Here is a 20,262-nt window from a genome sequence, read left to right on the forward strand (position 1 = left end):
CGCATGGCTAAGGTAAGTTTTCTGGGGCTGGGGGTCATGGGCTACCCGATGGCGGGGCATCTGGTGAAGGCGGGCCACGAGGTCTGCGTCTACAACCGCACCACCGCCAAAGCCGAGGCTTGGGCATCTGAGCACGGCGGGCGCTTTGCGCCGACCCCGCGCGATGCCGCCGAGGGCGCGGATTTCGTGATGGCCTGCGTCGGCAACGATGACGATCTGCGCTCGGTCTGTCTGGGCGACGATGGCGCCTTTGCGGGCATGTCTGCGGGCACGATCTTTGTCGACCACACGACCGTGTCGGCCAAGGTCACCCGCGAGCTTTATGCGCTGGCCGATGAGAAGCAGATCAGTTTCGTCGACGCGCCTGTCTCCGGCGGGCAAGCGGGGGCCGAGAACGGCCAGCTTGGCGTCATGTGTGGCGGCGATCAGGGGGCTTACGATCGCGCCGAGCCGATCATCGACACCTATGCCAAGGCCTGTAAACGACTGGGCGAGAACGGCGCGGGCCAGCTGACCAAGATGGTCAACCAGATCTGCATCGCAGGCCTGGTGCAGGGCCTGTCCGAGGCGCTGCATTTCGCCGACAAGGCCGGTCTGGATGGCAAGGCGGTGGTCGAGGTGATTTCCCAAGGTGCGGCGGGGTCGTGGCAGATGTCCAACCGCTACGAGACGATGATCGACGACGAATTTAACCATGGCTTCGCAGTGGACTGGATGCGCAAGGATCTTGGCATCTGCCTCGATACCGCCGACGAGAACGGCGCGTCCTTGCCCGTCACCGCGCTGGTGGATCAATTCTACAAGGACGTGCAAAAACTCGGCGGCGGACGGTGGGACACCTCCTCGCTAATCAAGCGCTTGCGGGCTTTGGATGGGTAATTCCTAGAGACACCGCTCGTAATACCGCGCGCAGAACCGGCAGTTTCGTCCACCCTTCATGACGCTGCCGATTTTGCATTCTCTCGTGCCGCACTGTCTGTTTGCTGCGCAGAACTGTCGGTCACCCGCCGTGAGCTTCTTCTTTTTCGCGGGCGTGGCCTTTGGCGCGGGAGTAGGGGCCGGAGTTGCGACCTTAGGCGGCGCTTGCGGCTTTGGCGCTGCGACAGCTTTTGGCGCGACCACCTTCTTTGGTGCGGCCGCTTTTTTTGGCGTGGACTTGGGCTTAGCCTTAACTTTTTTAGGTGGCGTAGGCTTTGCACGTTTGACTTGTGCCGCGCGCCATCCGACGAGCTGAGGCTCGGTCACTTTTTCGCGCAGAGCGTTGAGAACGGCCCAAGACGCGAGGCCGAGGATGGGCCGTTGCTCATCACGCTCAAAGGCGCGGATCGCCGATAATGTCCGCTTGCCTGCGACGCCATCCGCGCGGCCCAGATTGTGGCCTAGAACAGACAGCCGCTCTTGCAGCTCGACGGTTTCTTCTCGGGTCAATTTGCGCTCGACCTGAATATCGGGCGTGGGATTGTTCGGCACGAGCCGCTGTTCGGGCTCTTGCGGGCTCAGGACCTGCCCACCGGCACGTTTGATCCGCGCGCGGGCCAGTTCCACGAAGAAGCCGTTGGGGTAGAGCTTCAGGTAGGTATTCAGTTCCTCGACCGCATGTTCTTCCGAGATCGATTTCCAGAAAACGATCTCACCCGCATTGGTGTCGGGCACGTCCTTGACGCCATCATCCAGTACGACGAATTCGGTGCCGCCTGCATCTGCATTCGGATCATTGAGGTAGATCTTGTCCGCCGAAAGTGAGCCGTAGACGAAGGGTTCCTGCCGTCCAGCCGTCGAGGCCAACACGTCGTCGCGGACCTGACGCATCATCAACCCGACTTCCAGCTTGGGGGCCTTAAGCGATTTGATCAGCGCGGCGGCATACGGGCTGTTGCGCCCTGCGCCATCGGCGGCAGTCGTGCCTTCCTTGGCTGCATAGGCCACCAGAGTGTTCTTGGAGGGTTCGACCGCAATCAACCCACGCCCGACGGCGCGACTGGCATTGGTGCGCTTCATCGAGGCCTCGAACGGGTTGTTCCGGCAGGCATCCACGATCACCATGCTCAGCTGTTCGGCCCCGCTTGCTGCATAGATCATGGTATCGAGATCGACGGCTTCGAAATTGATGTCCGAGTCCGTTTCCAGCACCGCATCGACGGGCAAGAGGTAGTTCTGGCGATCAATCTCGATCCCGTGCCCTGCGAAGTAGATCAGGGAGACATCGGCTTTCTGCGCGCGCCTGCGAAACCCTCTCAAGGTGTCCAGCATCGCGGCCTGGTCAAGATCGGTCTGCAACGTCACATCGAAGCCCACATCGCGCAGGGCATCCGCGATATCTTCGGAGTCGTTCTTCGGGTTCTTCAGCTCAGGGACGTTCGTGTATCCCGCGTTGCCAATGACTAAAGCAACCCTGCCACCAGAGCTCTGCTGCGCCAGAACAGGGGCTGCGACCATAAAGGCGGCAGACAGGACGAAAAGACACAGCCTTAGAAATCTGGCGCGCAACATATCAAAAACCTAAAATACACTGACGCAAGGTAACACGGCTTGCGCCTTTTTTCCAAGCACGATCGCTGAGCGTGTCTTCAGCGTTTTTTGAGGCTGTTCATTCCGATATCGTTGACAATCCACTGCGCCGTGTCGGCGTCCCACGCCATGGACGCCAGCAACCAGTGATGTCTTGTCGGTCGGGACGACCAAATGAGGCCGCCCGACCTGCAGATCAGGGTCCACCAGCCATTTTGAACACGGCTTTCGCCTGTGCCCTCATCGATCTTGAGCTCACCTTGTGGCTTTAACCGGTGGCGGAATACAGCGCACGACATAGAGCTGCGCGACGTCCGGCTGTACGCGGATTTCTAGGCGAAGAGGTTCGACATAGCCGTCCAAAATTTACCTTCCTGCGCAATACAGACGGTCACAACGCTCATCAGAAAACATGAAAGTTCTTCAGAAAGAGGCCCTTACGGGATGATCCTCGTGTACTTATTGCCTTCGATTGTGGCGCCGGCAATCAGCCCGGCCTGGCCAAATACCACTGCGATGACCGGGGTCAGGGCGGTCGTTGTGTCGACGCTCAAATTGCCGCCCTCGTTGGAGACCGCGTAGCGCGCATCTGCGCCCAGCGTCCAGCCGGGGGAGCGGCGGAATTCGGACAGCGCGTCCTGCGTCATGAAGAAAAGCGCGTGAGCATATTGCTGCGCCCCGATCTGGAAGCCGAAGCTCGCAGCGGTGGCGGAGTAATAATCCACCGTCACATCGTTGACCCGCAGCGCACCGCGCCCGTAGGAGCCGCCGACGCCGAAGCCTGCCTCGGATACGAGCGGCATCATCAAGATGCCCGCGGCCTTGTTGGCGAGATCGGTGGAGCCACCGACATTGTTGTAGAGGAAGTCGAACGCGCTATCGACGCGGGCGTCGATGCGGGCGCTGCCTTGACTGTTCACGCCGTTGCCGCACGCCGCCAGAAGGCCTGCGCTGCCAAATGCCGCAAGAAAATTGCGCCGGGAAAGAATGCTCATGGGTCCGCCTATATCTTTATTTATGCTCTGCCTTGGGCCTCTTTTGGGCCTTACGCACTAAATACGGGGCAATTGGCGAAATGTCACGCAAATTGAGCCTTTGAGCGAGGCTTTGCCGATCACTCTTTCGCGGACAGGGCTTCAAGCACGGTGGCGAATGCCGCTGCGGGACCGATCGTGAACACCCCGGCGTCACCTTGACGGAACGCAGCCTGCCATGTCTCGTAGCCCTCTGTGAAGCCATCGGGCAACGTTGCGTCCTCCATTACCAATTCGCCGCCCTCCAGCGCGGGCGCCGCGAAAGGAAGATGCCCGACCGAAGGCCAGTCTTCGTCCGCCGCGCGCAGGCTGACGGAGATCACATCAGAATTGCCGGGGTCTGCGCCAAGGCTTTCGGCGCTGTCGATCCGGCCTATGGTGACAAGCAATTGCGGAACGTCTTCTGTCTCGGGATAGGTCCAGACCTGACCCGGCGCGAAACTCATCCGCGCAGCAGGCGCGCGACGCGCGGTGCGAAATAGGTCAGGATGCCGTCGCAGCCCGCGCGTTTGAAGGCAATCAGGCTCTCCATCATCACCTGCTCTTCGTTGATCCAGCCCTGTGCCCCGGCCCCCATGATCATCGCGTATTCACCGGACACCTGGTAGGCATAGGTGGGCGCGCCGAACTGATCTTTCACCCGTCGGCAGATATCGAGGTAGGGCAGGCCCGGTTTCACCATGACCATATCCGCGCCCTCGGCCAGATCGCGGCCCACGAGGCGCAGGGCTTCGTCGGAGTTGGCCGGGTTCATCTGGTAGGTTTTCTTGTCGCCCACCAGCGCCCCGGATGCGCCGACCGCGTCGCGGAACGGGCCGTAGAAGGCGGATGCGTATTTGGCGGCATAGCTCAGGATGGCCACGTCCTGATGGCCCGCTGCTTCCAGTGCCGTGCGCATCGCGCCGATGCGGCCGTCCATCATGTCGGAGGGGCCAAGAATATCTGCGCCAGCCTCCGCCTGCGCCAGTGCCATTTTCACCAGTGCCTCGACGCTTTCGTCGTTGACGATCACGCCGTCGCGCACGATGCCGTCATGGCCATTGATGTTGTAGGGGTCGAGTGCGACATCGGTCATCACTGCGATGTCGGGCACCGCCGCCTTGATCGCGCGGGTCGCACGGTTGGACAGGTTGTCGCGCGACCACGCCTCTTCGCAGCCTTGGGTCTTCAGCTTGGGATCGGTGTAGGGAAACAGGCAGATCGCGGGGATGCCCAGATCATGGGCCTCCCGCGCGGCTTCCACGACATGGTCCACGGTCAGGCGCGCGACACCGGGCATGGAGGGAACGGGCGTCTGAGCATCCTCGCCATCCATGACGAAAACCGGCCAGATCAAGTCTTGCACCGTCAGCACGTTTTCCTGCGCAAGCCCGCGCAGCGCCGCGCTGCGTTTGAGACGCCGCATCCGGGTGGCGGGGAACGGGGCGGTGATCGGGTTGGGCATGGGCAGGTCTCTGTCAGGTTGGTTTGACAGTGGTGGCATGATTAATCTCGCCACTCAAGCGATTGACGCGATGGCTGGCCTTTCCATTGCCGCATTCGGCTTTTAGGGTGCGCGCACACGACGACCGGGCAGGCAAAGACGGACGACACATTGGACTGGTACAGCACCGCTTTCGAGCTCATCGACATGCGTTCATTCTCGAACCTGTGGTTCTGGATTACGCTGGCCTACGCCTGGAGCGCGGCCTCGCATTACGTGATCGGTGTGCCGTTCGATGTGCTGGCCCGCGCGGCCAAGTATGGCGGGCAGGTCGAGGAAGACCTCAAGGATCTCGTGCGCATCAACGCCAATCGCTTCATCTACATCGCAGACAATGCCGGATCTTGGCTGACCGCCTTCGCTTTCTTCGCGCTGACCGGGCTGATGATGATGGGCTTTGTCTACGGGGTGGAGTTCTGCCAGGCGCTGTTCTTGATCTTTGCGCCCATGTCGCTGGTCTTTGCGCTGTCGGTGCGGTGCGCGCGCATCGTCGATCACACTTCGCTCGAAGATATCCGTGTTCGGCTGAAACGGCAGCGGCTGGCGATCCAGATCATCGGAATGGTCTCCATCCTGATCACCTCCATGTGGGGCATGTTCCACAATCTCTCGACCGGGGTTCTGTAGGACCTGCGTGCTTTAGGTTGACACTGGCGCGTGGCGGGGTAGGTCACCCGATCATGGCATCCATCACGATTTCCGGCGCCCCAGAGGGCTTTGACGCGACGCTCGTCCTGCGCGAGCTGGAGCGCGGCCCTGTGATCCACGTGGCCCGCGACGACAAGCGAATGGCGGCGATGAAGCGCGCGCTGGCCTTCTTCGCGCCCGACGTGCCGGTGCTGGATTTCCCAGCTTGGGATTGCCTGCCTTACGATCGTGTTTCGCCCAACGCGGATGTGGCCGCCGCCCGAATGGCGACGCTGGCCGCCCTGGCGCAGGGCTTTTCTGCGCCCGTCATCCTGCTTACGACCCTGTCTGCCGCCACCCAACGCGTGCCAGCCCGCACCGTGCTCGAAGGTGCGTCCTTCATGGCGGAAGTGGGCGGGCGCGTCGACGAGACGGCCTTGCGCGAATACCTTGTACGCATGGGCTTTTCGCAAAGCCCCACGGTGATGGAGCCCGGCGATTACGCGATCCGCGGCGGTATCATCGACATTTATCCGCCCGGCGAAATCGGGCCCGTGCGGCTGGATCTGTTCGGCGACGTTCTCGACGGCGCGCGTCGCTTCGATACGGCCACGCAGCGCACGACCGAGAAGCTCACGCGGGTCGAGCTTGCACCTGTGTCGGAGGTCATTTTGGACGAGGCCGCAATTACGCGCTTTCGCCAGAATTACCGGATCGAGTTTGGCGCGGCCGGCACCGATGACCCGCTTTACGAGGCGGTCTCCGCCGGACGTAAGACACAAGGGATTGAGCATTGGCTGCCGTTCTTCCACGAAAAGCTGGAGACCATTTTCGACTACCTGCCCGATGCGTCGGTCTGCCTCGATGACCAGACCGCCCCGGCGCGGCTGGCCCGCTGGGACAGCATCGCCGATCAATATGACAATCGGCTGGAAGCGCTGAAATCCAAAGCCCGGCTGGATTCGGTCTACAAACCAGTGCCGCCCGGCCTGCTTTATCTCGATGACGCGGCTTTTACGGCTGCTTTGGGCGACACGCGAGTCGTCAATTTCTCTGTTCTTCCGCAGGCTACCGGGCCGGGCGTCACGGATGCAGGCGGGCGGATCGGACGCAATTTCGCGCCCGAGCGGCAGGCAGAAGGCAATATTTTCAGCGCTTTAGCGGATCATGTGAATGCAATGCGCCGCGAACGCGCGGTTGTGATCGCAAGTTTTTCTGACGGCGCTCGGGAGCGGCTTCAGGGCCTTCTGGCAGATCAAGACATCCATGATGTGCGCACCATTAACTCCGCCGCACAGGCGGGTGAAAGTGGTGTCTACCTGACCGTCTGGCCGCTTGATCAGGGGTTCACCGCGGCGCGGCTGGCGGTCATTTCAGAACAGGACGTGCTGGGCGACAGGCTTATTCGCGGGGCCAAGAAAACCAAACGCGCCGAGAACTTCCTGACCGAGGCGCAGAGCCTGTCCCAAGGCGAGCTGATCGTCCACGTGGACCACGGGATCGGTCGCTATATCGGGCTGGAGACTGTCACAGCCGCCGGTGCCCCGCACGAGTGCATCTTGCTGGAGTATGCGGGTGGGGACCGGCTTTATCTGCCAGTTGAAAATGTCGAGCTGCTGTCGCGCTACGGTCACGAGGAAGGCCTGCTCGACAAGCTCGGTGGTGGTGCGTGGCAGGCCAAGAAAGCGCGGCTGAAGCAACGCATTCGAGACATGGCCGACCGCCTGATCCGCATCGCAGCCGAGCGCGAGCTGCGCCGCGCGCCGATCCTTGAGGCGCCGCAAGACATGTGGGAGGCCTTCTGCGCGCGCTTCCCCTACGAGGAGACCGAGGATCAATTGACCACGATCGAAGCGGTCATGGAGGATTTGGCCCGGGGTAGGCCGATGGATCGTCTGGTCTGCGGCGATGTGGGCTTCGGCAAGACCGAAGTGGCTATGCGCGCGGCCTTCATCGCCGCCGCTGCCGGTCTGCAAGTGGCGGTTGTGGCCCCCACAACCTTGCTGTCGCGCCAGCACACCGCGACCTTCAAGGACCGTTTCCGGGGGTTCCCGCTGAACGTGCGCCAACTGTCGCGCTTCGTCTCGGCTAAGGACGCCAATGCAACGCGCGACGGCCTGAGCGACGGCTCGGTCGATATCGTCGTCGGCACCCACGCCGTGCTGTCGAAACAAGTCAAATTCAAACAACTTGGGCTCCTGATTGTCGATGAGGAGCAGCATTTTGGCGTGCAACACAAAGAACGGCTGAAGCAGCTGCGCTCTGACATCCACGTCCTGACCCTGTCCGCCACACCGATCCCACGCACGCTGCAATTGTCGCTCTCGGGCGTGCGCGAGCTGTCGATCATTGGCACGCCGCCGGTCGACCGCCTGGCGATCCGCACCTACGTATCCGAATTCGACACCGTGACGATCCGCGAAGCCCTGTTGCGCGAGCATTATCGCGGCGGGCAGAGCTTCTACGTGGTCCCACGGATCACCGACCTGCCGGAAATCGAAGAATGGTTAAGGGAGCAGGTGCCAGAGGTCAGCTTCCTTGTGGCCCACGGGCAGATGGCGCCGGGTGAGCTCGACAGTCGCATGAACCAGTTCTACGACGGCAAATACGACGTGCTTCTCGCGACCACGATCGTTGAAAGCGGCATCGATATCCCAACGGCCAACACGATGATCATCCATCGCGCCGACATGTTCGGGCTGTCGCAGCTTTACCAGATTCGCGGACGTGTCGGTCGCTCGAAAACCCGCGCCTACGCCTACCTGACGACCAAGCCGCGCGCCAAGTTGACACCCGTGGCCGAGAAACGCTTGAGGGTACTGGGTTCCATCGACAGTCTGGGGGCGGGCTTTAACATTGCCAGCCAAGACCTTGATATCAGGGGAGCAGGCAACGTTCTGGGCGAAGAGCAGTCGGGCAACATGCGCGAGGTCGGCTACGAGCTGTACCAATCCATGCTGGAGGAAGCCGTCGCCAAAATCCGCTCTGGCCAGATGGAGGGCCTGACCGAGAGTGACGATCAATGGGCACCGGTCATTAACCTTGGCGTGCCCGTGCTGATCCCCGAGGATTATGTGCCCGACCTCGACGTGCGTCTGGGGCTCTATCGCAGGTTGTCGAACCTGACGACCAAGGTCGAGCTGGAAGGCTTCGCGGCAGAGCTGATCGACCGCTTCGGTGCCCTGCCGAAGGAGGTTAACACTCTGATGCTCGTCGTGCGCATCAAGGCGATGTGCAAGCGCGCGGGTATCGCCAAGCTGAACGCGGGCGAGCGCGGGGCCACGATCGAGTTCCACAACAACAAATTCGCCAAGCCAGAGGGGCTTGTGTCCTATCTGCAGGACGAGCGGAACCTTGCAAAACTCAAGGACAACAAGGTCGTCGTGCGCCGCGACTGGAAGAGCAACGCCGACAAGATCAAAGGCGCCTTCGCGATCGCGCGCGATCTGGCGGAACTGGCCGGCACGTTCAAGGTAAAGAAAAGCGCCTGATTACCGTAGGCCGCGGAACACGGTGAACAGCCCGATTGCCGACAGAGTTGCCGTGGCCATGGCGAGGGGCAGCGGGGTGCCATCGAAGGCAAGCCCAATGGGGGCTGCGATCATCGCGCCCAGCACCGTTGCCACCGCACCAAGGACCGACGCCGCAAGGCCCGCGATATCGCCGACGGGCTCCATCGCCAATGCGTTCAGATTGCCGATCACGAGCCCCGCCATAAAGAACAAGGACGTGGTCCAGACGATGTAAAGCCCGAACGGGACCGCGCCGAACAGCGCCAAAAGCAACACCATCGCGGAGAAGGCGACTTGCATGCCAAAGCCGATGGTAATCATCCGCTGCATCCCCAGACGGACGACCAATTGCGCGTTGATCACCGACGCGCTGCCCGAGATTAAGGCGATCAGGGCAAACCATAGCTCGAATGTTTCGGCGCGTCCGAAACTGGTCTCGAAGATCTGCTGAACCGAGCTCAAGCAACCAAACAACATGCCGAATGCCAGGACCTGCATCGCTGTCGACAGAACAAAGACGCGGTGCGAGAAGCACACACGCGTCGCCTCGATCAGGGCTGCCGGGGCGAAGGAGCGTCGCCGCTCGGGTGGCAAGGTCTCGGGCTGGCGGATCATCAGCCAACCGATCACAAGGCAGCAGAACAGCAGGAACGAGTAGAACACCGCGCGCCAGCCGAATGCGTCGATGATGAAGCTGCCCAAGAGCGGCGCAAGGGCTGGGACGAGGGTGAATACCATCATCGCGTAGGACATGATGCGCGCCATTGGTCGGCCTTCGTAAAGATCGCGCACGATGGCGATGGCGACGACCCGCGGGCCAGCCACGCCAAGACCCTGCAGGACCCGGCCCGCGAGCATGCCTTCCAACGTCTCCGCCCGTCCTGCCAGCGCGGCGCCAATCAGATACAGCAGCGCGCCCGCGCCAATCACCGTCTTGCGCCCGAACGTGTCTGACAGCGGGCCGGTGAACAGCGTGCCGACGCCCATCCCGAAGACGAAGCTCGTGAGTACTAGCTGCGCCCGGTTCGGCGCATCGGGCGTCAAGGCTTCCGCGATCTCGGGCAGGGCGGGCAGCATGCTGTCGATGGAGAAAGCCACCATCGCGAAGTTCATGGCGATCAGCGCGATGAACTCGGGCTGCGACAGGCGCTTTGTGGGTGGGGTCATGCGGGCCTATCTCGGAAAAAGAGGAAGATCGCGCCAGCCCAGATGCACAGCTCCAGCGAAAAGGTCCAATGGTTCAGGTAGGATAGAATAAAATGCGAATGTGTCGGCTCGACCGTGACGAGCGAGAATTGCCGATCGGAAAACGGCCAGAACCAGGCGATATCGCCGCCAACCGTGTCCAGCAAACAATGGGTCAGAAGGGCCGCGAAGAATGTTCGAGCCACGGGCAGCAGCGGGCGCTGAAACATGCGCACGAGCGGCAGGGTAACCGCCCCGACAGCGACCCAAAACAGCGGCATATGGACCCAGTAGAGGTGATGGTGAAAGGCGCGACCGTCCACGAAATAGAACCAAAGCAAATCGAAATCCGGTAACACCGCGCCGATCAGCGCGGCGGGCATCACCCACGGGTGCGGTGGCGTGTATCGCTGCGCCGCGCGGCCGAGCAGGTAGCCAAAGGGCAGATGTGCCGTGATCACCGACGCGTCCTCATTCGGCGGCGGCGAGTTGTTCGTTGATCTCTGTGATCACCTTGGCCCAAAGGTCCGGCTGCTGCGCGCCGGGCAGCACGTGCTGGCCTGCAACAACGAATGTGGGCACACCGGTCACGCCGCGCTCGCGCGCATTGGCGTCCCGGGCACGCAAGTCCGCGATATCCTGATCGGTCGCCAGAAGGCGCGCGACCATCTCGCGGTCCATCTCGCAAGCCGCGGCGATGTCCAGCAGAACATTCGTATCTCCGATATTGCGACCTTCCTTGAAATAGGCGCGGAACAGCGACGAGACAACAGCCGTCTGCCGTCCTTCCAGGCCCGCCCAGTGGATCAGCCGATGCGCATTGATCGTGTTTGGCGTGCGCTGGATCGCCCCGAAATCGATGTCCAGCCCGGCGGCCTCTGCGGCCTGCGCGATCTGGGAATAGACCCGCACCGCGCCTTCCTTGCCGCCGAACTTGTGTTCGAGATACGCGCGGCGATCCATTCCGTCCTCAGGCATGGTCGGGTTCAGCTGGAACGGATGCCATTCAATGGTGAACGGGTGATCCGGAGCCGCTTCCAACGCGCGGTCCAGATGGGCCTTGCCGATGTAGCACCACGGGCAGATCGGATCGGAAATGATATCGAGCTTGATCATTGGGTTGGACCTTCGAATGTATCGCGCAGCAGGCGGCGGTTGAGCTTGCCGTTTCCCCCTTTTGGAAGGCTCGTGCGGTGAATGTAAAGCCGCGGCTGCTTGAATCGAGCGAGAAGGCGCTCTGCATGGGTCTGCAGCTGTGTCTCTGGCAGCGGCGCGTCGCTGACGTAGAAGAGCGCGATGACATGCGCATCGCGCTTGATCTCCACGACGCAAGCCGCGCATTCCTGCAGGCCGGGCACGGTGGCGAAAGCCGCCTCGACCTCTAGCGGAGAGACGCGGTAGCCGCCCGCGTTCATCATGTCATCGGCTCGGCCGAGATAGGTGATGCTACCATCCTCAGCAAGGGTGACCGTGTCGCCGGTGATGAACCATTCGCCCTCGGGCGGCGGCTCGTTGAGGTAGCCCAGCATCAGGCCGGGATCATCGCGGTGGATCGCAAGCTGCCCCGGCTCGCCGCGCGCCACAGGTACGCCATCTTGGATCACGGCGATCCGGCGCCCACGTTGCGGCCTGCCAGAGCTCCCCTCCAGCGCGGGGGCAGCGGGGCAGGCTGAGATGAAGGTCGAGCATTCGGACATGCCGAGCGCCTCGAAAATTTCTGTGCCGGTCCGGTCCTGCCACGCCGCCCTTATGGTCGTCGAAAGACGCTCGCCTGCGGAAAGCCCGTGACGCAGGTCGGGCAGCGCCGGCAAAGGTGACTTCAAGAGCTGGCGGTAAATGCCCGGAGCCGCAGCAAATATACTGGATCGACTGTCGGAAAGCAGCTGTGCCAACTCCGTGCTCGCCGCATTCGGGATCACGGACGTTGCCCCGATGGACCATGGGTCCATCAGCCCGGTGCCAAGGGTGTAGGTCCAGTTGAACGCGCCCGCATGCATCACGCGGTCGTCTTCGCGCAGGCCGTACCAGCCATCCCACATCATCCGCCGCGCCCAGATCGCCCGGTGCGCATGGCAGACGCCGCGCGGCCGACCAGAAGTGCCGGAGGTAAAGATGATGTAGGCCAGCCGATCAGGATCGCCCATCTCAGGCGGCACGGGCTGCCCGTCCGGTAATTCCTTGATGGATGGTGCGGGATGATCCGGGCGTGATATCCCCGGCGCCTGCAGAACCAGGGCCGGATTGGTCTGCCGCGCGATTTCAGTGATCTCGGGCACGCTCAACGCCGCGGAAGCTGGTACAGGCACGAGCCCCGCCCAGATGCATGCAAGGTAGGCCACCGGGAACTCGGCCGTATTTCCCAACCGGAACAGCACCCGGTCACCCGGTTTCAAACCAAGGTCCAGCAAACCACCGGCGCAGGCCATGACCCGCGCTTTCAACGTGCCATAGCTCCATGTCTCCGCGCCGACGATCTCCAAAGCGGGCTTTTCGGCCAAGCGGTCCGCGTGCGCCAGCACATAGGCCGCCATGTTGAACGGCGCGGGGCAGGGCGGCGGAGCGCCTTGGTCGAAAACGGATCGCATGGATCACCGCTAGCGGGCATTGCGCGCGGGCTCAAGGGCCGGGTATTACGGGCCCATGACACAGGACAACGAACCCAGCCTGATCCGCCTCGCGCGCGAAAACGGAGATACCGGCCCGGTGGAGCCGCTCAACCTCGGCGCGCGCGTGCGTGAGCTGCGCAAGGCGCGCGACTGGACGCTGGAGCAGGCCGCGCGGGAGGCAGGCCTTGCCCGCTCGACCCTGTCCAAGATCGAGAACGAGCAGATGTCGCCGACCTTTGAGTTGATGAAGAAGCTCGCCGAAGGCTTGGGCATCGGTATGCCGCAGCTTTTCACGCCGCCGTCCCGCGCTCAGGTTAACGGTCGGATGGATGTCACGCGCTCCGAGCAGGGCAGTCCGCACGTCACGGCGACCTACGAGCACGAGTTGCTGGGCGCGGGTCTGACGAAGAAGGCGATGCTGCCTTACCGCGCCCGCATCCGCGCGCGCAGTTTCGACGAGTTCGACGGCTGGGTGCGCCATGACGGCGAAGAATTCCTGTACGTCCTGACCGGTGCGGTGCGGCTTTATACCGAATTCTACGAGCCGGTGGAGATGAAGCGCGGCGACAGCGCCTACTACGACGCGTCGATGGGCCATAACCTTGTCAGCACCAGCGTTGAGGACGCGCTGATCCTGTGGGTTACGTCGCTCGATTAGTCGTGGGCGAACAGCCAGCTCAATATTGGCACCGCAATCAGTGTCGCCGCGATCTGAGCCACGATATAACCGGGGGCGTGGGCGGGCAGGATGCCTGCAAAGGTATCGGTAAAGCTGCGCGCGACGGTCACCGCCGGGTTGGCGAAGCTGGTCGATGCGGTAAACCAATAGGCCCCGGTGATGTAGAGCGCGACGAGGGTCGGAACGGTCTCCGGCCTTGATCTCAACCCGCCGAAGATGACGAAAAGCAGCCCGAACATGGCGACCATCTCCGCTGACCATTGCGCAACGCCCGTGCGCGACGTCGAGGACAGCTGAAAAATCGGCAGATCAAACATGATATGGGCGATCCACACGCCGATCACGCCGCCGATGACCTGACAGGCCACGTATGACATCGCAGATCCGGGGCCAATTTCACCGCGCAGGGCAAAGGCGAGGGTCACGGCCGGATTGAAATGCGCACCAGAGAGCGGGCCGAGCGTCGTGATGATCGCATAGAGCATGCAGCCGGTCGCGATTGCATTGGCCAATAGCGCGAGGGCGGTGTCGTCCGTCAGGGCGTCGGCCATGATCCCCGATCCCACGACGGAGATCAGCAAGAGCGCGGTGCCGAGCGCTTCGGCGAGGTAGGCACGCGCGGTCATGGCAGGCGTCGGGTCCTTGCACCGGCGGCGCCGCGCGGCATCAAGACAGCCCAGCGAAACACGTAATCCATCGAAAAAGCCCCCTTACCAGCAGAGTGATACGGGGGCTTTTTAACAGGCATATGACAAAGGGCTAGGCGGCTTAGCTGCGTCCCATGGGGCGCGCGGCGAGGTCGTCGTCGCCGAATTGCCGGTCATCGTCCAACGGCGTCTCACCGGGGGGCAGCTCATTGGCCGACGCTGTTATAGACGCGTTATCGTGATGCTCCGACGTGATTACATCCGCAGGCACCTCGCCGTCGAGCCACTGGGCCAATTGCCGCTCTGCCTCCGCCGTGTCGGCGTCACTTTGCTTGGCGATCTCAGCCACCAAAAGGTCGCGCCGCCCGTCGATCGTCATCAGCCGTTCTTCTTCGATCTCCGGCCAGCGCTGCAGAAGGGCGGGCGAGAAGGCGGTCCAGTTTTGCGCAATGTCGTTCCAGGTCATTCAAGCTCTCCAATTTCCAGGTCGTCTGGAGAACCCGCCGATAGAGTGCTTTGTTCCAGCCCGGCCTAGTCGAACATGTCGCGCAAATTCACCGAGCTTTCCGAGCCGATCTTGTCGAAATGCGTATCCAGAAAGCGTGCGGCCGCGATCCGCCCGGCGGATTTGAGCTCTGCCAGAACATAGGGTTGTGGCAGGGTCTTGGTGGCGACCGAAAGCTGGGTCATCAGCTCGTCATCGGCGATCATGTGCACCAGCACGTCCTTCATCGATCCTTCGGCCACTTTGCCATCGGCAATCAAATCGCGCACGAACTGTATCGCGCGCAGCTCGCGGAAGAGCGAGCCGTTGAAGCTGATTTCGTTGATGCGGTTCTGTATTTCAGTGGCCTTACGCGGCAGCTCTTCGCGGTGCAGCGGGTTGATATTCACGATCACCACGTCCTGCGGCAGGTGCGGCTCGAACAGCGGGAACAGCGCCGGATTGCCCATGTAGCCTCCGTCCCAGTAGGCTTCTTCGCGCTCGGTCTTGGGATCGTAGATCTCGACCGCCTGAAACAGCGTGGGCAGGCAGCCAGAGGCCAGAATGCTGTCGGTTGAAATCTCGTCATGGGCGAAGATGCGGATTTTTCCGGACCGCACATTGGTCGCGCAGATGAACAGATCGGGACCGCTTTGGGCGCACACCTTGTCATAGTTGAACTGCTCGACGATGCGCGCCAGCGGATGGTTGTAGAACGGCCCAAGCGCGTAGGGCGAGGTCATGCGCTGCAGCATGTCGAGCCCTTGGTAAAAGGGCGACATTTCAACCGCCTGACTGACCGCCGCAGGGCTGATCCCCAGCATCCAACCTTCCAGCGGGCCCATATCGGTCGCCCCGATCTCCCGCCACAGCCAATCCAGATTGTCCTTCGCCCCCTGACGCCCATCCTTGAGCATGCCCGCCTTGAACGCGGCCCCATTCAGCGCGCCAGCCGATGTGCCGGTCAGCGCCGCGATGTCCAGGTCTTCTTCCTCGAGCAGGCGGTCGAGCACGCCCCATGTAAATGCGCCATGGGCTCCGCCACCCTGCAACGCAAGATTGATCCGCTTCTTCTTGCTCATGACCGGCCCGCCTTTAGGCGTTGGGCGCGTTCAACCCTCACAACGCCGTCCATCCGCCATCCACGGAAATCGTCGTCCCAGTGATCTGCTTGGCCGACTCGGAGCACAGGAAGGTCGCAACACCGCCCAGCTGTTCCGTCGTGGCGAATTCCTTGGAGGGCTGGCGCTCCAGCATGACCTCCTTGATCACGGTCTCCCGGTCCATGTCGTATTTCTTCATCGTATCGGGGATCTGGCTTTCGACCAGCGGAGTCATCACGTAGCCCGGGCAAATTGCGTTCGCCGTGATCGGCTCCTGCGCGGTTTCCAGCGCGACCACCTTGGTCATGCCGACAACGCCATGCTTGGCCGCGACATAGGCCGATTTGTAGGGCGACGCCGTCAGGCCGTGGGCCGAGGAGATGTTGATCACGCGGCCCCAGCCTGCTTCGCGCATCATCGGCAGGGCGGCGGCTGTCGTGTGAAAGACCGAACTCAGCATGATCGCGATGATCGCATCCCACTTCTCGACCGGAAATTCGTCGATCGGGGCGACATGCTGAATACCTGCATTGTTGACCAGAATGTCGCATTTGCCGGCGGTTTCGACCAAGCGCCGCGCATCTTCGCCGTTGGACAGATCGGCCTGAATGTAGCGCGCCTCATTGCCCGTAACGCGGGTGATCTCGTCGGCGAGCGCGTGGTCCTCCTTGTTCGCGGTGAAGGAATTGAGAACCACATTCGCGCCAGCCTTCGCCAGCTCTTGGGCGATGCCCAGCCCGATGCCGGAATTCGAGCCGGTGATTATGGCGGTTTTGCCGGAGAGCGGTTGATCAGACATGGGCGCGATCCTTTTCGTTTGGAAACGGTGTTCTGTTGCAGTGCAGCATAAATGTTGCGGCTGCGAAGGAAAGCGCCGATCGTCCGCCTTTGGTTCCACGACGTGCTTTTGGAGTGAAGGTCAGATGGATTCAGTCTAGAAAAGCGCTGTGCGTCGCGTCCGTTTGGGTCTTGCGCGCGCGATCACCCAAAAATCTGATTTCGCCCGCGGGCCTTGGCCTTGTAGAGGTTTCGGTCCGCGCGCTTCATAAGGCTAGCGGGCTCGTCGCCCGGCTGAAGCTCGGCCACCCCGACACTGATCGTCACCCCGAACCGCGCGCTGGTTTCGTCGGTCTCGAATTGCATGCCCGCGATCGTGCGGCGCAGGCGGTCGGCAAGCTCCATCAGGCTGTCGCGATCCCCCCCAGGGCAGAGCACCGCAAATTCTTCACCGCCCACGCGGGCAGAGCGATCTTCGCGCCGGACACTTGCATCGGTCAGATGCGCCACCTGGATCAGAACGGCATCGCCCTGAGGATGCCCGTAGGTGTCATTGACCGCCTTGAAGTGGTCGAGGTCGAACAGGATCAGGCCAAGATGGAAGGGGCTGTCGGCGTATTCCTCGACATAGACATGGAGCATATTGTCGAAGGAACGGCGGTTCGCCAGCCCTGTGAGCGGATCAGTGTTGGCCTGGCGGGCCAGCCGCAGCGCTTTCTTGCCCAAAAGCTCGCTGATGCCCGCGAAATGCTCGCGCTGACGCATCGCGCGCCGCACGGCGGGGTACAGGACCCCGGCGCCGAGCAGGCACGCCACCATCACCAGCGCGAAGAAGGACCAGAAGACCGTCGGAATTTCCAGCTCGTGGCTCGGCACCACGATGGAGACCTCGCGCACGCCGCGCACGTCGCCCGCGCGCCAGTCATTGCGTTTGAGACCCCATTTCGGCTCGTTGTGACAGGCCTCACAGCTTTCTTCCATCTTGATCGGCGTCGCGACCCGAATGCGGGCACCGCCGTCTTCGAACCATTCAATGCGCTTGAATCGGGGCAGCTCACCTTCGGACAAGACCGCGATGGCCTGGCGCGCGAACGCATCAAGCGTACGGCTCCGCGCGGACGGGAAGGGGTCGTCGCTGTAGATATGGAAGCTGCTGTCTTCGATATTGGCGTCGGAATACCGCTCGGTCAGGGTGCGAATGAAACTTGCGGGAAATTGTAGACTGTGAGCGGTGCCTTGGTCGTCCTGGGTGAGAACATGCCCGTTGGCATCGAGGTATTCCGCAACGCTGAGGCTGTATTGCTCGTGAACGGCGTGAGCGAAGTCGAGCAGGATGTCGGCGCTTTCTTCCGCACGGTGCAAGACCACATCCCGCGCCCGCGAGATCTGGGTATGCAGCACGAAAACGGACGCGCACAGCGTCACGAGCAGCAAGGCCACTGCTGCCTCTGGCCAATTGAGTCGAACCCTGCCCATCAGAGTCTCCACACCACTTTGACGCGGACGTAACCCAGGGCGGGTTAAGACTTCCCCAGCACAGCCTGACCGAGCAGCAAATATTTATTGAGAATTGGACCGATCACTCCCCGCTCAGGCCAAAAAAAAACGCCAGCACGAAGCTGGCGTTAAGTTATTGAGGCAGGTTTCATACAGGCAAGAAACCTATCGAGCAGTGACACCTTTATAAGCATGACACCGCCCGAGGCCAAGCTAAAAGTTTGAAAAGGTTGAGAACCCTCTGTAGCCTCATCGTCAATAAGAGCAGGCCCAAAGAGGATTGTTGCCCAAATGAACCCGAACTTTTTCCAATGCCTTCGCACGGGCGTGGCGAGTGTCGCCATGCTTGCAGCGTCCGGTGTGCTGGCCGAGCCAAAGCATGGCATAGCTATGTATGGCGAGCCCGCGCTTCCACCAGATTATGTGTCGCTCCCCTACGTTAATCCCGACGCGCCGGCCGGTGGAAAGGTTGCCGTTGGGGAAGTCGGAAGTTTCGATTCGCTTAACCCGCATATCCGAAAAGGGCGCGTCCCGTGGCAACTGCGCTTCCTCGGCTACGAGAGCCTGATGGGGCGATCCTATGACGAGGCATTTACGCTCTACGGCCTCATCGCCGAATCGATTGAGACCGATCCGATGCATAAATGGGTCGAGTTCACTTTGCGTCCGGAGGCCCGATTCTCTGACGGTAGTGCGGTCACGGCGGAAGATGTGCTTTGGTCCTACGAGACATTGGGCACAATCGGCCATCCCCGCTACAACGGCACGTGGACCAAGGTGGCCTCCGCCACGTCGCCCGCGCCGGGAAAGGTGCGCTTTGAGTTCACAGAGCCCGACCGCGAGCTGGCGTTGATCATGGGCATGCGCCCGATCCTGAAGAAGGCGCAATGGGAGGGGAAGGACTTCGCCGAAAGCGGGCTGGATGAAATCCCGATCACCACCGCCCCCTACATCATCGACGATTTCGAGGCAGGGCGCTTCGTCTCGCTCAAGCGGGACCCGAATTACTGGGGGCGTGATATCCCGTTTCGGCGTGGCACACATAATATCGACGAGATCCGCATGGAATTCTTCGGCGACAGCACCGCGATGTTCGAAGCCTTCAAGGCCGGCGAGTTGAACACGATGCGCGAGACGAACGCCGCAAAATGGGCGCAGCAATATGACTTCCCCCGGGTGAGATCCGGCGAGGTCGTCTTGTCGGAAATTCCCCACGAACGACCGACCGGCATGATCGGGTTCGTGATGAATACCCGCCGGGACACGTTTAAGGACTGGCGCGTTCGCGAGGCCTTCCTGCACGCTTTCAACTTTGAGTTCATCAACGAAAAAATCAACGGCGGTGAGGGTTTGCCGCGCATATCGTCCTATTTCGACAATTCCATCTTGGCGATGAAGCCGGGGCCCGCCGAAGGTCGGGTCGCGGAGCTGTTGGAGCCCTACAAGGACGAGCTGCTGCCGGGCACCCTCGAAGGGTACACGCTACCCGAAAGTGATGGCAGCGAGCGCAATCGCCGCAATATCCGCGCCGCGACCGCGCTGCTGGAAGAAGCGGGGTGGAGCGTCAAGGACGGCGTTCTGACCGGGCAGGATGGCAAGCCCTTTGTCTTCGAAATCCTGCTCAAACAGGGCAGCGCGGAGAACCAGTCGATCATCAATATTTACAAGGAACACCTCGAACGGCTCGGCATCTTCGCCACGATCTCTATCGTCGACAGTGCGCAATACCGCGAACGGGTCGATCAGTATGATTTCGATATGACCTACTTCATTCGTGGCGTATCACTGTCACCGGGCAACGAGCAGTTGGTTTACTGGGGCGGGCAGGGCGTCGATCAGCCGGGCTCCCGCAACCTGATGGGCATGTCATCTCCGGCGGCGGAGGCGATGATCTCCCAAATGCTGAACTCCGAGAGCCAGGAAGACTACCGCGCCGCGGTCCGCGCGCTTGACCGTATCCTTACAGCGGGGCGCTACGTGATCCCGTTATGGTATTCCAACGTGTCGATGCTGGCCCATGATGCCGATCTGAAATACTCCGAAAACCTGCCGGTCTACGGGGACTGGATTGGCTTCCATCCGGATGTCTGGTGGTCGGAAAAATGATCTTTATCAGCGCC

Annotated in this window: 18 protein-coding genes; 5 read left to right on the plus strand and 13 right to left on the minus strand. The window is 61.7% G+C overall.

The features are described from left to right. Positions 1 to 3 precede the first annotated feature (3 nt). On the plus strand, positions 4 to 879 hold the full coding sequence (locus C8N43_RS03130; protein WP_107844212.1) for an NAD(P)-dependent oxidoreductase: 876 nt from the start codon (positions 4 to 6) through the stop codon (positions 877 to 879). Positions 880 to 882: 3 nt separating this feature from the next. Here C8N43_RS03130 and C8N43_RS03135 read toward each other — a convergent pair whose 3' ends face one another. The 4 genes from C8N43_RS03135 to hemB all read right to left on the minus strand — a co-directional run bounded on the left by C8N43_RS03135 (position 883) and on the right by hemB (position 4,986). Further along, on the minus strand, positions 883 to 2,490 hold the full coding sequence (locus tag C8N43_RS03135) for a caspase family protein (RefSeq protein ID WP_107844213.1): 1,608 nt from the start codon (positions 2,488 to 2,490) through the stop codon (positions 883 to 885). Between the two features lie 455 nt (positions 2,491 to 2,945). Next, positions 2,946 to 3,503, minus strand: a complete 558-nt coding sequence (locus tag C8N43_RS03140) for a lipid-binding SYLF domain-containing protein (RefSeq protein WP_107844214.1) — start codon at positions 3,501 to 3,503, stop codon at positions 2,946 to 2,948. Positions 3,504 to 3,622: 119 nt separating this feature from the next. Then, positions 3,623 to 3,988 (minus strand): hypothetical protein, encoded by a 366-nt coding sequence (locus C8N43_RS03145; protein ID WP_107844215.1) that lies wholly within the window; start codon positions 3,986 to 3,988, stop codon positions 3,623 to 3,625. Then, positions 3,985 to 4,986, minus strand: coding sequence for a porphobilinogen synthase (gene hemB / locus C8N43_RS03150; RefSeq protein WP_107844216.1), 1,002 nt, complete (start codon positions 4,984 to 4,986; stop codon positions 3,985 to 3,987). The genes C8N43_RS03145 and hemB overlap by 4 nt, the downstream gene beginning before the upstream one ends. A gap of 150 nt (positions 4,987 to 5,136) precedes the next feature. Here hemB and C8N43_RS03155 point away from each other — a divergent pair, with 150 nt between their 5' ends. Both C8N43_RS03155 and mfd read left to right on the plus strand, forming a co-directional pair. Beyond that, complete coding sequence (locus tag C8N43_RS03155) at positions 5,137 to 5,652, plus strand: component of SufBCD complex (protein WP_107844217.1); 516 nt, start codon at positions 5,137 to 5,139, stop codon at positions 5,650 to 5,652. Positions 5,653 to 5,705: 53 nt separating this feature from the next. After that, the gene (gene mfd, locus C8N43_RS03160) at positions 5,706 to 9,143 is read left to right on the plus strand and encodes a transcription-repair coupling factor (protein ID WP_107844218.1); all 3,438 of its coding nucleotides are present in this window, start codon (positions 5,706 to 5,708) and stop codon (positions 9,141 to 9,143) included. Here mfd and C8N43_RS03165 read toward each other — a convergent pair whose 3' ends face one another. Genes C8N43_RS03165 through C8N43_RS03180 form a run of 4 tightly spaced genes read right to left on the minus strand, consistent with a single transcriptional unit; the run spans position 9,144 to position 12,934 of the window. Beyond that, positions 9,144 to 10,331: a multidrug effflux MFS transporter gene (locus tag C8N43_RS03165; protein ID WP_107844219.1), complete on the minus strand. Its 1,188-nt coding sequence runs from the start codon at positions 10,329 to 10,331 to the stop codon at positions 9,144 to 9,146. It abuts the gene before it with no gap. After that, entirely contained in the window at positions 10,328 to 10,810 is a 483-nt protein-coding gene (locus C8N43_RS03170) for a metal-dependent hydrolase (protein ID WP_107844220.1), read from the minus strand. The genes C8N43_RS03165 and C8N43_RS03170 overlap by 4 nt, the downstream gene beginning before the upstream one ends. A 10-nt stretch (positions 10,811 to 10,820) precedes the next feature. Further along, the gene (locus tag C8N43_RS03175) at positions 10,821 to 11,465 is read right to left on the minus strand and encodes a DsbA family oxidoreductase (protein ID WP_107844221.1); all 645 of its coding nucleotides are present in this window, start codon (positions 11,463 to 11,465) and stop codon (positions 10,821 to 10,823) included. Beyond that, positions 11,462 to 12,934 (minus strand): class I adenylate-forming enzyme family protein, encoded by a 1,473-nt coding sequence (locus C8N43_RS03180; protein ID WP_107844222.1) that lies wholly within the window; start codon positions 12,932 to 12,934, stop codon positions 11,462 to 11,464. The genes C8N43_RS03175 and C8N43_RS03180 overlap by 4 nt, the downstream gene beginning before the upstream one ends. 55 nt (positions 12,935 to 12,989) lie before the next feature. Between C8N43_RS03180 and C8N43_RS03185 the strand changes: the two genes are divergently transcribed. Continuing rightward, positions 12,990 to 13,613, plus strand: a complete 624-nt coding sequence (locus C8N43_RS03185; protein WP_107844223.1) for a helix-turn-helix domain-containing protein — start codon at positions 12,990 to 12,992, stop codon at positions 13,611 to 13,613. Here the strand turns inward: C8N43_RS03185 and C8N43_RS03190 are convergent. The 5 genes from C8N43_RS03190 to C8N43_RS03210 form a co-directional block, all read right to left on the minus strand. Further along, complete coding sequence (locus C8N43_RS03190; RefSeq protein ID WP_107844224.1) at positions 13,610 to 14,260, minus strand: aquaporin; 651 nt, start codon at positions 14,258 to 14,260, stop codon at positions 13,610 to 13,612. The two genes, C8N43_RS03185 and C8N43_RS03190, sit on opposite strands and share 4 nt — an antisense overlap. Before the next feature lie 142 nt (positions 14,261 to 14,402). Then, entirely contained in the window at positions 14,403 to 14,747 is a 345-nt protein-coding gene (locus C8N43_RS03195; protein ID WP_107844225.1) for a CsbD family protein, read from the minus strand. Positions 14,748 to 14,812: 65 nt separating this feature from the next. Beyond that, entirely contained in the window at positions 14,813 to 15,847 is a 1,035-nt protein-coding gene (locus tag C8N43_RS03200) for a patatin-like phospholipase family protein (protein WP_107844226.1), read from the minus strand. A 37-nt stretch (positions 15,848 to 15,884) separates the two neighbouring features. Next, positions 15,885 to 16,667, minus strand: coding sequence for a 3-hydroxybutyrate dehydrogenase (locus C8N43_RS03205; RefSeq protein WP_107844227.1), 783 nt, complete (start codon positions 16,665 to 16,667; stop codon positions 15,885 to 15,887). A gap of 182 nt (positions 16,668 to 16,849) precedes the next feature. Next, on the minus strand, positions 16,850 to 18,121 hold the full coding sequence (locus C8N43_RS03210; RefSeq protein WP_107844228.1) for a GGDEF domain-containing protein: 1,272 nt from the start codon (positions 18,119 to 18,121) through the stop codon (positions 16,850 to 16,852). Between the two features lie 312 nt (positions 18,122 to 18,433). Between C8N43_RS03210 and C8N43_RS03215 the strand changes: the two genes are divergently transcribed. Further along, positions 18,434 to 20,248, plus strand: coding sequence for an extracellular solute-binding protein (locus tag C8N43_RS03215; RefSeq protein WP_107844229.1), 1,815 nt, complete (start codon positions 18,434 to 18,436; stop codon positions 20,246 to 20,248). Positions 20,249 to 20,262 lie beyond the last annotated feature (14 nt).

It is taken from the genome of Litoreibacter ponti (assembly GCF_003054285.1).
Lineage (GTDB): Bacteria > Pseudomonadota > Alphaproteobacteria > Rhodobacterales > Rhodobacteraceae > Litoreibacter > Litoreibacter ponti.